The organism is Pseudoalteromonas sp. SCQQ13 (genome assembly GCF_015864415.1).
Classification (GTDB): domain Bacteria; phylum Pseudomonadota; class Gammaproteobacteria; order Enterobacterales; family Alteromonadaceae; genus Pseudoalteromonas; species Pseudoalteromonas nigrifaciens.
This window is the reverse complement of sequence record NZ_JADYXG010000030.1, coordinates 1-14,534: the sequence shown is the minus strand read 5'-3', so window position 1 is coordinate 14,534 and position 14,534 is coordinate 1. Positions and strand designations below refer to the sequence as shown.

Annotated in this window: 11 protein-coding genes; 5 read left to right on the top strand and 6 right to left on the bottom strand. The window is 36.1% G+C overall.

The window, feature by feature from the left end; all coding sequences use genetic code 11:
- The first annotated feature begins 126 nt into the window (after positions 1–126).
- From I6F41_RS17010 to cap3, 4 genes are read left to right on the top strand one after another with little or no spacing between them, the layout of a single operon-like run.
- Positions 127–1,239, top strand: coding sequence for a CBASS cGAMP-activated phospholipase (locus I6F41_RS17010; RefSeq protein WP_197108835.1), 1,113 nt, complete (start codon positions 127–129; stop codon positions 1,237–1,239).
- The gene (locus I6F41_RS17005; RefSeq protein ID WP_197108833.1) at positions 1,236–2,543 is read left to right on the top strand and encodes a CBASS cGAMP synthase; all 1,308 of its coding nucleotides are present in this window, start codon (positions 1,236–1,238) and stop codon (positions 2,541–2,543) included. Before I6F41_RS17010 ends, I6F41_RS17005 begins: the two co-directional genes overlap by 4 nt.
- Before the next feature lie 5 nt (positions 2,544–2,548).
- On the top strand, positions 2,549–4,327 hold the full coding sequence (locus I6F41_RS17000) for an E2/UBC family protein (RefSeq protein ID WP_231613614.1): 1,779 nt from the start codon (positions 2,549–2,551) through the stop codon (positions 4,325–4,327).
- Complete coding sequence (gene cap3, locus I6F41_RS16995) at positions 4,317–4,784, top strand: CBASS system CD-NTase/cGAS isopeptidase Cap3 (protein WP_231613608.1); 468 nt, start codon at positions 4,317–4,319, stop codon at positions 4,782–4,784. Before I6F41_RS17000 ends, cap3 begins: the two co-directional genes overlap by 11 nt.
- A 276-nt stretch (positions 4,785–5,060) precedes the next feature.
- Here cap3 and I6F41_RS16990 read toward each other — a convergent pair whose 3' ends face one another.
- Together I6F41_RS16990 and I6F41_RS16985 are read right to left on the bottom strand one after the other, a co-directional pair.
- On the bottom strand, positions 5,061–5,936 hold the full coding sequence (locus I6F41_RS16990) for a hypothetical protein (RefSeq protein ID WP_197108831.1): 876 nt from the start codon (positions 5,934–5,936) through the stop codon (positions 5,061–5,063).
- A gap of 142 nt (positions 5,937–6,078) precedes the next feature.
- The gene (locus I6F41_RS16985; protein WP_231613600.1) at positions 6,079–6,891 is read right to left on the bottom strand and encodes a hypothetical protein; all 813 of its coding nucleotides are present in this window, start codon (positions 6,889–6,891) and stop codon (positions 6,079–6,081) included.
- Positions 6,892–7,429: 538 nt separating this feature from the next.
- Here I6F41_RS16985 and I6F41_RS16980 point away from each other — a divergent pair.
- Positions 7,430–11,059 carry a hypothetical protein gene (locus I6F41_RS16980; protein ID WP_197108829.1) on the top strand — a complete coding sequence of 1,210 codons (3,630 nt, stop codon included), beginning with the start codon at positions 7,430–7,432 and terminating at the stop codon, positions 11,057–11,059.
- Positions 11,060–11,251: 192 nt separating this feature from the next.
- Here I6F41_RS16980 and I6F41_RS16975 read toward each other — a convergent pair whose 3' ends face one another.
- The 4 genes from I6F41_RS16975 to I6F41_RS16960 all read right to left on the bottom strand — a co-directional run bounded on the left by I6F41_RS16975 (position 11,252) and on the right by I6F41_RS16960 (position 14,350).
- Positions 11,252–11,548: a hypothetical protein gene (locus I6F41_RS16975; RefSeq protein ID WP_197108827.1), complete on the bottom strand. Its 297-nt coding sequence runs from the start codon at positions 11,546–11,548 to the stop codon at positions 11,252–11,254.
- Between the two features lie 115 nt (positions 11,549–11,663).
- Positions 11,664–12,314: a hypothetical protein gene (locus I6F41_RS16970; protein ID WP_197108825.1), complete on the bottom strand. Its 651-nt coding sequence runs from the start codon at positions 12,312–12,314 to the stop codon at positions 11,664–11,666.
- Positions 12,315–12,439: 125 nt separating this feature from the next.
- Entirely contained in the window at positions 12,440–13,228 is a 789-nt protein-coding gene (locus I6F41_RS16965; RefSeq protein WP_197108823.1) for a hypothetical protein, read from the bottom strand.
- Between the two features lie 387 nt (positions 13,229–13,615).
- Entirely contained in the window at positions 13,616–14,350 is a 735-nt protein-coding gene (locus I6F41_RS16960; protein ID WP_197108821.1) for an endonuclease, read from the bottom strand.
- Positions 14,351–14,534: the final 184 nt, after the last annotated feature.

Below are 14,534 nucleotides of genomic sequence, written 5' to 3'. Positions count from 1 at the left end.
AGTATGCTCTTTCAATTTTCACGTATCAAAGTACCTAACTGATTGTCATTGTTGACAATAAGCCCTTGATTAAAAAATATACGCCCCCATATGTGTTGAAATGCAATTAATTTTTGGAAGCATGCTATGGACTCAAATAAATCGAATGCGAAGTCAAAAAAGGTAAGAATTCTTGCTTTAAACGGGGGAGGTGTTAGAGGACTGTTCACGATAAGCGTGCTTGCCGAACTAGAAAACGTAATAGAACAAAAGACAGGTCAAAAAGATGTCAGAATAGGTAATTACTTTGACTTGATCACTGGGGCGTCAATTGGTGGAATTCTTGCATTGGGTCTTGCTGAAGGTAAATCCGCTCGCGAACTCAAAGAAGTGTTTTTTACAGAAAGCAGTAAGATATTTCCTATACACAGCTTCGCCGATGGCGCTAGAAAGTTTTTTAGAAAAATTATAGCACCAACTTATAAAAGTGACCCATTAAGAAAAGCCATTGTTGCAATGATTGGAGATGAAATTACCTTCAATGATCTTGCTAGGCGAGTGATGATTCCTTCAATCAATTTGTCAACAGGAAAGCCTCAGTTTTTTAAAACTCCGCATAATCCTGATTTTACCAGAGATGGAACTATACGCCTCATCGATGCAGCCATGGCAACCTCAGCTGCTCCAACCTATTTTGCGCCACATTATATTGAAGATTTAGGCTTCAGATTTATAGATGGTGGCCTTGTAGCCAATAACCCAAGTTTCATAGCTTTGCATGAAGTTTTTGGTGATATGAAATTGGATTTTCCACACGCAGATTACGAAGATATTCACATATTGAATATTGGTACGATGGGCGAAGAATATGCAGTAAGTCCAAATTTATTGAGTTCTAAGTCTTTCTGGAAAGGCGGGTATATTGGACTATGGGGGTTGGGAGAAAGGTTAGTGTTAAGCACTATGGCTGCAAATCAAATTTTGCATCAAAACATGCTTAAACGAGAATTGGCTATTTATGGTGCATTGGGGAATTATATCAAGCTTGATAGTCAGGTACCAAATGAAGCTGCGAGTGATATTACTTTAGATAATTCTAGTCCAAGTTCTCTTGCTGATCTTGCTGGAAGAGGAAAGCAACTTGTTTCAGAAGAATACGCAAAAAATGGTGCATTAAGAGACTTCTTTAATGAGCCAGCAGCACTTTTTAAACCATTAGTAACTAGTGTCGATAGACCATATTCGGAGAAAAAAATATGAAGTGGAGTTTACATACATACTATATGGGCCGTGATGATAGCTTATTAAAAAAATTGGAACTTACAGACACTGAAAGGAATAAGCTGAAAAGATTGCGAGCCCATGTTCGTAAGCGCATTAGAGAAGTGTTTGATGAAGCCATAGAAGTAGCAATCAATTTAAAAAAATCAGAGTCAGAAGAAGATGTTAAAGGCCGATTGAAATCAACAAGAATAAGCTACTTATCCACAGTAGAACAGAAAACTGTAGCACGCTTAATATACGAGATGGAAGATGATGTTAGAGATGGGTTTACAAAACTAAAGCCTAGGTTTTGGACTCAAGGTAGCTTCCAATACGACACGTTAAATAAGCCCTTTCAGCCCAGTCAAGAGATGGATATAGATGATGGTACATATTTGCCAATGACTGTTTTTGAAAACCCCAAAATTGGCCATAAGCTGCTAACACTTTTAGTTGATACTTCTTTGAAGTCCTTAGTCGCTGATAACCCTGGCTGGGAATTTGAAAGTAAGCGAACTTGTGCTCGTATCAAAATCGCAGAAGAAAATACGCACATTGACGTTCCTATGTATGCCATTCCTGATGAGGGTTTTATTACCAAAGATCGTAGTCTAGGTCTTGAGTCAGCCAGTAATATGTATGAATCGTTAGATCTTGTTAAAAAGGCTACAGACTCTGATGACGTGATGTTCGAGCGATTAGATTCAAAAACCGTTAACTTAGCCTTAAGAGATGAAGGTCCTGGTACGCACAAGTGGATGAACAGCGATCCTAAAATTGTTGAAGATTGGTTTAATGATGCTTGTAAAAAGATTGGTTCTCATGTTCGCCCCGTATGTCGATTTATGAAAGCTTGGCGTGATGCTCAGTGGGATGTAGGTGGTCCAAGTTCAATTAGTTTGATGGCGGCAACCGTTGAAATTCTGAGCAAGCATTCAGTCAATCCAAAAGACATGGGGGACATCATGAAAGTAGTTGCTAAGAATTTTGCATTTGAATTTAAGAGCGGTGTAGAGAGCCCTGATGATACAGATGATCGACCGTTATTCCCAGCAAAGATAGAACATGAAGACTTTCACAAGGGTATTGTCGCTAAATTAGAGCAGTTGCCTGCATCTTTACAAAATGCTGAAAATGCACCGACAAAGCAAGATGCGTTATCAATACTATCTAGTATATTTGGGAATCGTGTATCAGATGCAAGCTTGATAAAAATTATTGCTGCAGCCCCCGCATTTAATGCTGAGCCTGCACAAAGCACTTCTCCGGCGCAGATAAGCCCCTCTATGGTTAGTGGTTAACTAGAATGATAGATGTACATCAATTGATGCTGCAAGTAGGATTTCGTTATACCTTGTCAAAAAGGCTACCTGTAGTATCTATTCTCTACAAAGAAAATTCAGGAAAGGGATATTATACAAAAGATTATGATACACCTGGGGGCGTCTTTTCTACTATATTGATTGTCCCAAATGATCCACATGTAGAGCTCCCAACGGTATATTGTTATCTAGTTCCTTCTTCGTATGAAGGTAGGCTAATTCCTCACATTTCACATGATGGATATCTTTGCTATGTCGAGCAGAAAGAAGCTGATTGGAATCCAAATGATCTTCCTAGTTTGTATAACGAGATAGATTGTCAGATTCAACGAACTCTCAACAATGCTGTCCTATCTATGAATGACAACGATGTTGGAGACATAGAGCTACAAAATGAGTTTGTATCGTATTGGGAGTCACAAGGGTCATTATATCTGTTAGCGGATTGCAATAGGAAAGTCAGTTTTACAACTGTTATGCTCGAACCTGCTAATGATACAGGCAGCAGCTATTGTGAGTTTGTTACAACGGAAGACACAAAAGGTACTAATGAAGATCTAACTAAGTGGTTAACTCAACGTAAATTAAAATTGAGTGTTAATCATTCTTATATTTCTACACATTATATTAGGGTTAACCCTACTCGCTTGTGTGGTATCAATTGGCCACCTACTAGCTTAAAAGACCTATTTTTATGGCTTAAACAAGTAGATTCTAATGCTCGAAGCCATCTAGCTAATAGCCTTTATCGTTCTGTAAAAAAACGAAACATCTTACTTCTTGATATAGTAAATCAAGATCCGATTGCAGTGTCCTTGGAAATGAATACAGCAAGACTGAGTAATCGAACGGTATCTAAAAGATCTACAAAGAAAGGTAAGGCTGGATCTTTTTTAAATAGAGTTGCGATTTTATCAAGTAAGCACTCTTGTGAATCGTTCAAGCGATTTAGCGTAACAAAAGCTGATAAGAAAACGCTACAGAGTAGAAATAGAGCTGCGCATGGTGATTTATCGGGTAAAAAAGTTGCTCTAGTTGGCTGTGGAACTATCGGAGGATATTTAGCTCATCTATTACTAAGGAATGGTGCTGGAAGCGGTATAGGTTATCTTCACCTATATGATCATGATGAATTTAAGCCTCATAATTTCTCTCGGCATTCACTTAAAGCAAATGATTTTGGCAAAAATAAGGCTGAGGCGTTGGTTGACACTTTGATGGACTCTATCTATGTCACCAAAAACATACGAGGTTTTGGTTACCGGTTCCCCATCAATGGGTCATCGTTGGTACTATATGATCTCGTGATAGATACGACTGGCCGCGCACCAATATCTAAACGGTTAGCGTATGTTGTTAGACAAATGAGAGACAATGAGCGTCCTCTGATAATCCATGCATTTAACGATGGTAATGGTCGAGCAGCAAAAGTCTTTGTTGACGATGGACGTAGTTGTTATGGCTGCATGAATGTAGATAGCTCTGTTCATCAAGGGTCAAAAGATAATGCCAATATGGATTTACGTTTTGTGGATATAGACCAAGCAGCTGAGCGTTTTGTAAGTTGCGGGAGTACGTACACAACATATGATGCAGCAGTCAGTCATATAACGGCTGCTATAGCGCAAGAAGCCGCATTAAATACCTTAAAGCCATGCTTACCTTGGTCATATAGTGAATTTATGCTTGATGAACGTTATAGAACAGGTAAGCGACGGATTTTGGAAAAACAGTCAAGATGTGCAATTTGTAATGATGAATAATGAAGAAATAGTATTTAGGGATAAAAGCGGCCAGCTAGTCGTAATAGAACCAATAGTTGTTGGTAAACTATTATCGTACCGACAAATGAACCCTCTAGCAGCAGAAGCAGGTGGAGTGCTTATAGGAGAAAGACGTGGGGGGCATATTGTCATCTGTGATATTTCTGAGCCCGGACCAGGAGATCACCAAACAAGGTATTGCGTGAATCGTAAAGGCCCGCATCACCAGCAAAAGGTCATGACTGCATTTAAAAGCTCTAATGGGCATTTTCAATATATTGGTGAGTGGCATACGCATCCAGAGGATATACCTTCTCCGTCATCAATAGATGTTAATTCTTGGATAGGTTCCATACATACGCCTCATTCTATGGTTGTAATGATCATAGGTAGACGAAATATTTGGATAGGAACTATTTTTCGCAAAGTGATAACTGTATTCAAAGCTATGAATTGATCATTGGTGACATTGTATTAATGACTTTCTTATAAAAAATTCAGTCTATAAGTGGTAAGTCATTAAATCTATAGAATTTCTTAAGCATCACTACATTTTGGTTAACTCGATTTTGCCAGGCTTGTCAACACATTGTCCTGTTGACAAGCAATGGGGCAAAAGTGAGCTTATCCGACCGACCGCTCTTTGCCGAAGTTCGGCTCAGTGCCAACAGCGGACGGTCAGGAAAATAATGCCTGAAGTCAGGACTCTCCCCCTTTGGCCTAAAACTCCGCATTATATGCCAGCTTGAATAATATATTGCTTACACTTTTGCCATGCAACAATGTGATCCATATTTAATTCATTTACAGGCTCTACATGAAGCTCATTTAATTGAATATGATTTATAACTTTTAGAGCCAAAATTGATGGATTAAATGCGAGAGTTAATAGAGTAGAAAATTTATCTCGCTGTTTGTCTAAAAATGCATCTATTTTTTCTTTTCCAAATTTGTGTTCAAAAATAAAATCTTGATCATTAATTGGAATCATCATATGTAGCACCCCTTGTGCTGCGGGGTGGCTAAGTTGGCATAGTTCAGAATAACAATCATAAAAATCTGAGTTTGTTTCTTCATCTAACTTTTTAACATAGCGTGCGGCTGTTTCTGCTTTATGAGAATCAGGCGCAGATTCACCACTATTTAATCTTCTAGCATGGGAATAGTGGATAAGTTGATTTTCTAAATCTGTGTATATATGGAAATTCGGGGAGTTTTGATTAATGGAGATATTAATATTTTTTATGTTCTTTGAAAGAGTGGTGCATAAATTTGACAGGGAAAAATAACTGTCGGCTACTGACTCAATAAGGCACCTAAATGAAGATGCAAACGGCAAATATAGTCCAGCCTCATATGAATTATGCATTCCTCTTAACCATTCATAATTTTTAGCAATTGCAGATAAGGAACCAAAATTTGCTCTATACAATAATTCTTTCATATATTGAGATTGCCCCTCACTTGCTGAGGTTTGCGTTAGGGATGTAAATTCACTCTCGTTCATGAAATGATATTTATGATTTTTAACTTCGGAAAGAATCTTATTAATTATAGGGATAAACTGTGATGCTTCTTTACCTAGTATTTTTTCGTACGTGTTTTCCATTACAACTTAACTCCTTTGATGGGCCTGAATATTTCGCCAATAGTTGATTTGGCATATAACTAACTCACTAAGAGGCAAATAGAAGTTGGTTTAAATAAGCGACGAAGGGGCAAAAACCAGCTGCTATTTTTGACTTATAGTGCTATACACTCTCGCTGACGGACAAGCTTTTTGGTGCTGAAAGTTGAGCTCCAGTTTTATCATAAGCTAAGAATTTAAACGATGACTTATTTTTGAGCCCCTTGATTTCTGTCTCTACAACGTTTTCCATTTCTGTTTGTACATTGGCATGCACTTTAAACATTTCTTCATTTGTTTCTTTAATAGTTTTCTCTAAAGCTTCCATAGCTGTACCTAAAACTGGAATTTTAGATAACTCTCCCCACATATAATTTTGTAAGAAAGTAATTAAAAACTCCCATGCGCCATTAATGGAAAAGTATGAGCCATCCTTATTCTTTTTCAGAGTGGCGATAACTTTGCCTAGTCCCTTAATCATAACAAGGCTATCAAGTTCACCGCTTGCTTGAATTTCTTCGAGGATTCTAACTATGTCATTGAATAATTCAGGTAAACGACTTTCTGCTTTGTAGTGTTCATAAATTGAATCAAAATCAAATGCAGTATCAGTTGGGTTTTCAAAAACCCACTTATGACTTTTAATTTGATTTATATTCTTAATTAAATGATCAATTAAGTGAGTTTGCTTCCACGAATTTCCTTGGAAGTGATTGAGTCCTTGAATTAGACTAGGTAGCCACGCTGGTGAGTCTTGCTTAGATATTGAAGCTTTTAAATCATTTGCCTTTGTTAAGGCTTCTTTTCCCTTATTCTTTTTACCCTCAAGTTTTTCTCCTACGAGAGCAACAACTAATTCATCTAGCGTTTTAATTAATTCTTGATGTTTCTCAGTCACAAAACGCATGTGAAACTGAACGCTTTCATTGGTAGTCAAAGTGTAACTCCTGTAGCACTAACATTTTATAGTGCGCTAATGGCGCATATTTCTGCCGACGCCACACTTATTTATCTATTTTATATAGTTTTATCAAATAACCTAAGGTATTGCTATCATAAAGTTTTCTAAAACTTTAAAGAAAAGTTAAATAGAACAATATGCTCGCGTCGCTCATTTTCATGAATATATGCGCAAAGAGCAGTTTGCCCACTCAATTGACTATTATATTTAGCCAATCTCAATGACCGCTTCTCGCTCTTCGGCTCAGTGCCATTTGCGGACATTCAGTATTTGAATTTAAGTCTATACTGATGGTCGCAAATGCCACCATTGCGGCCATTCGAAAGATCAGTATATTTACAGTTGAGCCTCAAATATCCTTTAACTTTTCGAAAAATTGCTTATTGATCAGTATTTATCCGAATTCTGCATACCCTGTAAGTGTTTATTTATAATTAAGTCGGGTGTTAGTATGGGGCATGAATGAAAAGTGAAAACTTATCAATAATTTCAATTTATCATGTGCTATACAAAAATGTCTTACGTTAATCAAACAGTAAAAAAGTTATCGGAATTTAAAGATGCAGCTAAATTTGAAAGGTTAGCTACTGCTTATTTAAGATCGTTTAATCCAAATAAGTATCAGAGTACAAGTCATTTAGGTGTCAACCCGAAAGGAAGTACAGTAAAAGCACCATTAGACGGGTTTTCAGTCTATGAAGAAAATGGTGAATTGGGAGTAGCTGGTTTAGAACATACAACGACAGATATAAGTAGCCTACATGACAAGTTTCTTAAAGATCTATCCACTGTAAAACCCAAAGATCCCTCAAAAGGCCCCACTGGTAATGATGGAGATTTAAGAAAAGCTATTAATGAAATTAACGGTTATCGTTCTAAATACCAAGATATAAAAAAAGCAACAATCGCTTTAGTATCGACATTCGACCCTAAACCAGAAACGATCTTAGATGCTAAGACTTTAGCCAAAGAAAATGATATAGACTTAGAAATTCATGGAGGTACTAGAATAGCAAATTACCTCGATACGACTGCTAAAGGTCAATATTTAAGAAAACTGTATTTGGCTGAAAAACCAGAGAAGTTATCACTTGAATTGTTGAGGGAAATTACAGAAAAGCAAGTCGATGATTATTCCAAGCTTATTGATGTCCAGTTAATGGTTCAAAGAGTAACCTGTCAGCCTGAAGTAATTAATCATCAATTTTTAGTAGGGGAGTCAGGCGTTGGTAAATCAATTATTGCTTTTAATTCCCTTAAAGCTAATTTTGATAATGGCGGCGCAGGTATCATTTTATCTGAAAAAATCATTGATAAATCAAATTCTCTAGAACAAGCTATAACTGAGCAATTATCCGTATTTGAAAACAATTTAAATGATGCTGCTGGAGCAACAGCCCTTGAAATTTGTCAACACCAATTGCCTTTCGTTATAGTTATTGAAGACATAAACAAATCGGATAGCCCAACAAAAACATTACAGAAAATATTAAAATGGATACAAAGAAATACATCTGATAAATGGCTAATTGTATGTCCTGTATATCCTAATTATCTCGATAGCTTAAAACATGATGAAAAAGTAAAAATTAGTGAATTTACTTCATTTGTAGGTAATTTTTCAACAAGAGAGGCAAAAGAAGCTGTCAAATTAAAAGTTGAAAAGAGCGGAGCTGAACTATCAGAGGTAGAAATAGCATCAATATGCTCATCACTTGGTAATGACCCTTTATTGATAGCTTTAAGTGACTTAAGTTCAGAAACCGCCGCTGCCGATATCATTGAAAATTATATAAGCAACGACATTTGCAAAATTGCGGCTAATTTTGATGATATTTATGACGATGAAATTGAAGAAATATATGAAGAGTTAGTCGGATATTTATTGAGCAATAGAAATTTAAATCCAACTATAAAAGAAATAGCCGAATGGTTCAAAGACTCACCTAACAAATTAGGCTGTTTGAAGAAGCTATTAAAAAAAGGTTCTGCGATTTATTTTTCAAACAAAAGTGGTAGTAATTCCCTTTCTTTCCGTCACGATAGAATTAGTCTAGCAATGACTGCAAAAGTTATTGCTAAATCCTTAAGTTTACCGAAAAAAAGTGAGTATATATGCGACCCATTTTATTCGGAAGCCGTAGCCGTAGCACTTGTAAAAAATGCACTTAAACAAGAATCAATAGACTACCTTGTAAGGAAAAACCCCCTAAGTTTATTCCATACATTCAAACTAACTACAACAAGTAGTACCTTTATAGATACGACATATCTGATTGAAAAAATTGAAGCGTGGATTGTTGAAACTAATAAGGATGAATTGGCGAATGAATATATTAGATTTGAGGCAATTAGGATACTTTCAAGAATTGATTCTGAATGTGTTATACCAATGACTAAGTTATTTACAAACAGCTCGTCAAATGAATTCTGGCTGGAGGCTAGGTTTAGAAATGGTGATTTGAATGCTGGTCTAAACCTAATTTCAAGGCATGAGCTTGGTCTAAAAGTAAAAGGAAGAAAAGAGTTTTTAGCCCATGTTTTTTCAAAACATGGGCAAGCTTACACTAAGCAGCTAAGTAATTTATTAAGCTCAAACCCTAAATGCGATAAAACACTTAATGCTTGTTTATTATTGGCAGGTTATATAGGTAATTCCTCACTTGAACCCTCAATAGGTGAATGTTGGAGAAAATCAAAAGACAAAAAAGAAAACCTTTTGAGTTATATGTGGGCGGCTTCTCGCTGTCATGAAAGGGATGAATCATTATTGAGACAAGTTTGCGATCAATGGACTAGTTTATCTGATGAAGAAAACGATTACGGAAGTTGTGATTTATACTCTTTTGCTAGTGATGGTTTGTCTTGGGCATTTGAATCTTATGTACCTATTAATGCGCTAACTTACTTTGTTAAAAGGGCGAGTGAGGATGAAAGGCTTGAGTGGCCTATTACTTATATGTTTAGAGTATTTGGAGTACCTGTTGCTGTACAACATATAGTTGAATATTTGGCTAAAAGATATGAGCAATCAAAAGATGGGTTCTTCTTTGTTAGTTCAACATTTGCTGATCACTCTAAACGCAAAAATAAGATGCCTGATGAATCTAAAAAGCTTTTAGAAAAAATTATTAAAGATAAACAATCTTCACTCTCCATGATCAAAGCTGCTACAAATATTTACGGTTCAGTTGAAGCAAACACAGACCTCTCATTTCTAAGTTCAATTGACAAAAAAGACGATGCTTTTGAATGGGCTATTTTTGAAAGAGCTAAGAGAGGTGATTTATCAGTTATCAATTCGGCAATAGAGTTGATCCCTTCGAACAAAGGGTATTGGTGGCAAGCTGGTAGATATGTTTGGAATGAGAACCTTACCGCTTATTTATCTAAAACAATAAACGAAATCAATACAGAAAATGACGGAGAGGTAGATTATATTCTTTCTGAATTATTGATGGAGATGGAACCAGATACATCAAGTAGGATCTTGCTAGATAATTGGGAAAAAGTTAAAAGTCGGAGACGATTTCTTCAAGCAGCATTGTATATTTCTCTTCCTAAATTATTAGAACTTTTTCACAAAGAGATTGAGAGTTCAACAGAGCCTCAAGATATTTTTAAACATGTTTTAATGGCGTTTGGTGACAGGACTAATGGAAGAAAGGGGATAACAAGACTGGAGCAGGTAAAAGCCTTATGGCGTTATAGAGAGTATTTAAGTGAAATGGATATTCACTCGCTTTGGGACGTATGTAATCGAAATAAGTGGTTTCAATATAGAAGAACCAATATAGATGAATTTGTTTCAAAAAATAAATATAGATCAATCACATCAATTGATACTGACTCCTTAGAAAAAGAGTATGTAGATGAGCGAGCGTTATCATACTGGCTCACCACGCAGTGGTTTGAAGACTGTATTGAAAGCGGATTCGAACATTCTGACTTAGTAAATTCAGTAATAAAGTGGTTCGAAACAAAAAAAGATGTCAAGAGTTTCGGCATAGTAAATCAGATAGCAATGAAAATGTTCACTAGGAAGGATATGGCTAAACTTAAGATTGCTGTAAATGGCTTGAAAGATTTAGATAAGTCGTTTCAAAATTTAGACTTTTATATAAAAAGCAGGTCGCTCTCTTAGCTCTTACTTTTACATTATTTTCACAAAGTAGTAAGTGTTTTTTGCTTTTTAGGAACGATGCGCCCCTAAAAATCAGCGTCAGCTATGAGCTTGAAGAAGTCATACAATGTAAAAAATACGACTGACTGCTTATCGCTCAAAGCTGGTTTCAGCAAAGTGCCAATTGCGGACAGTCATAACCTTAGTCACTTGTTATGTGTTTAATTGCACTAATAAACTTTGAGCCTTTTCTCTGGTTTCAGGTAATATTCTAGTTGATTGAGAGCTAATTACAGCTTCAAGTGCTTTTTTAGCTAAACCAGCGTTAATAATACTTTGAGCATGCCCTGTACGAGAAACACATGACCCGTCAGTATAATTAGTTTCGGATTTTAGCTTTTCAATTATATCTTCGCGACTTAACGTTTTAGATGAAAAAACATCAAAATATTTTACAAAACAACTTTGACCTACTGATTGCAAAGTCCTCGAAAATTGTTCGTCGTTCACAATACTCTCCTAAACACATAACGCCCGCATAAATTGCGGATTACAGTTGGCTAAAATAAGCGAAGAATTAGCGACAGCCAACTGTTAGACGTCCATTTTAATGCGTTTGTTAGGCTTACTGTTCGAATTTTCTTAGTACTTTTTCTCTATGAAATATTATTAATCCACCCAAGCTTGCAATACCTATTACCAACATAATTTTTATTCTTTGTTCAAAAAGCGTCTTTTGCACATCGTCATTTTTCTCTAAATATGCAAAGGCTTCATCTTTTGACTCGAAAAGCTTTTTACCCTCATCTGTAGGGTGATTAGTATTCATAACTTTTTCTATAAACTGGCCATAAACAATCTCACCAGATAGTTTTGTCATTCCAGCAATCAGGTTACCGCTAGTTTTATTGAATATTTCGTATATCTGATCCAAGTTTTCTTCAATTGAAAATGCAGATGCTTGATGTGCTAAGTTATTTCTTAGTTTTCTCAGTAAATGCAGACAATTAACTAAATCTAAAGGCAATAAGCGGCAAACGTAAGCTATATCCAACTTTGCAGACAAACTGCCAAAAGCACTTTTGCCATCAAATATTTCTTTTAATCGCGTATTGCTTGTTTTTTCCGGAACAAAAGATTTAAACATTTTATTTAATTCTTCATCCAATAAAGAAACACCAAGCAAAACACATCCTCTGTCAGCCTCTTCCATCAGTAGCGAATATGTACGATCAAAGAACTCTTGTGAATCAGGATGTTCTAAAAGGGAAGCCATAGTTAAATTTTCCTGAAGCCTAACACCCGCATAAAGGGCGATAACATATGGGCTAAAATAGGAACGAAGTGACGCTGCCCATGTGTTAGCGTCCCAGCGAGCTTGCGAGCGATTTAATGCGTTTGTTATGTTTCGTTTTCCGGAATTAAAGCAATACGAATAGAAAAAATAAATGAAATTAACGTTAGAATTAAAAGCAAAACTTTTTTATATGAATCTTCTAGACTAACTTGCTTGTTGTAACCAGAAAGTACTTTCTCATAGTTATAAAGCATTGAATAAGAATTATCCCCCATGTCCCTAATGAATTTAAACACATCCGTGTTCCTCTTTAGGAATAGGTAATCACTAGAATACAGTTCACTTAAAAGTTCAAGCTGCTTTACGCTTAGCTCAATTTTTTCAGAGTCACTATATTCTTTTTTGTATTCAAAAGCCGAAATCAATTCAGGCAAATAGGTATTGAGCCTTTCTGTTACTTTGTCATGTTTCAAGAGTAGTTTTTCGAACTCTTCAACCTTTACTTTTATCTCTGTAGGGGCATCAGTATGAACTAAGCCTTTAGGATTCATTCTATCTATTTCTCTAAGCATTTCGAATGAAACGCGAGAGTTAAACTCTTGTGTTCTAAGTATGCTTTTTATATGTCGTTGATACTCATGTATATCTAAAAAGAAAGCAGGGCTAACCACCTTTTTACCTCGCGACAAATCCAAGTTGTCGTAGGTTCCACTTTTCCTTAGAGACTCAAATTTACTATAAGTATCCTCTTTCCATTGATTTAGCTGGTATGAGTATGCATAAGACTTGCTTTGAGTGGTTTTTCCAGCTTCTGTCCAGACATATGTTTGAGCGAAAAATAAAATGAGACTGGTAACTATCACCAAGATAGTTAATTTGACTTTGGTATTCATTTTCTTCCTTGTGCCTATATTAGAAGCATAACAATTTAATAGTGCGCTCATCGCGCATATTTCTGCCGACTTAACGCTCATTTATCTATTTTGTATAGTTTTAACAAATTAACTAAGGCATTACTATCAGTAAGTTTTCTAAATTTTTTAGGTAAAGTTAAATGAACTAACATACGCGCAGCGCTCATTTTCGTGAATATATGCGCAAAGAGCAGTCTAACGAATCAATTAACGACGATATTTAGCCAACCTCAATGTCCGGTTATCGCTCAAAGCTGCTCATTCTGAATTAAAAACTAACTAATAAAAGCTGAGAGTTTCACGTTAAAAATCACTTGATTGATTATTAATTCTAAGCTTTCATAAATCATGATTAAGATGATATGTTTAAAGACCTCTACTCTCACAACGACTTTTTACTACATTATTTTGATTCTTTTGTAGCTTTGAAATTTTTTCTGCTCTAGTACATTCCCAATCATCTACAGGATACATTTTATCCCACGCATTCATTAGCTGGCTTTGTGCTTTACTCATGCTGTATCGTTTATAGGTGTTCTCCATATACAGATAAGTACGCGCAATTTGACCTCTAGCCATTTCAGGTGGCTCAGCTTTGCTGTCGTCAATCTTCATCGCACAACGTCCAAAATCGCTTTGAGCCGCTGGAAGCATAGTAAAGTTATGATTACTTCTCAGCGCATTCACGGCACCAATGGCCGGATAGAGGTTGAACATATCAGCTTGCATAAAACGGTATTCTGTATTTACTTTTTCTGCACATCTTCGACCCTTAAATGACTTCCCCACACTATTTACACACTGCTTATGTCCATCTCGCCATTCGCTAAAAGTACGACCAAAGTTTTCTGCCGGAACGACATGTTCCCATTCAATTTTTTTAGCTCGTTTGACGTACTTTGTTGTAGAAAAGCCCTCCGGTGCGGTTACTTTTTTACTAGCGTCAAATGTCGCACCACAATAAAGTGTAACGCGGTGGTTGTTATAAACTTGTTTTTCTAACAGTCGTTTAGCTTTGCTAAATGAGTCGATTTCTTGATTTGCTGAAGAGGCAGCAGAGAAAATAAGTGTTGCTAACAGTGAAATTGTGGATGCTTTCATTATGATTCTAGGTACCTATTTCAGTTTAAATATGTCACATATAATAAATGAGTTAATAAGCTAGTTCTCATTTGTGGTTACTGATAATTTTAATTTTTAGAACTCAAATATTATGCTTTTAAAATTAAATGGGAAAGCTACTTCCCAGTCCATGTATTATCATTTTGATACTGTCCAGAGCAAG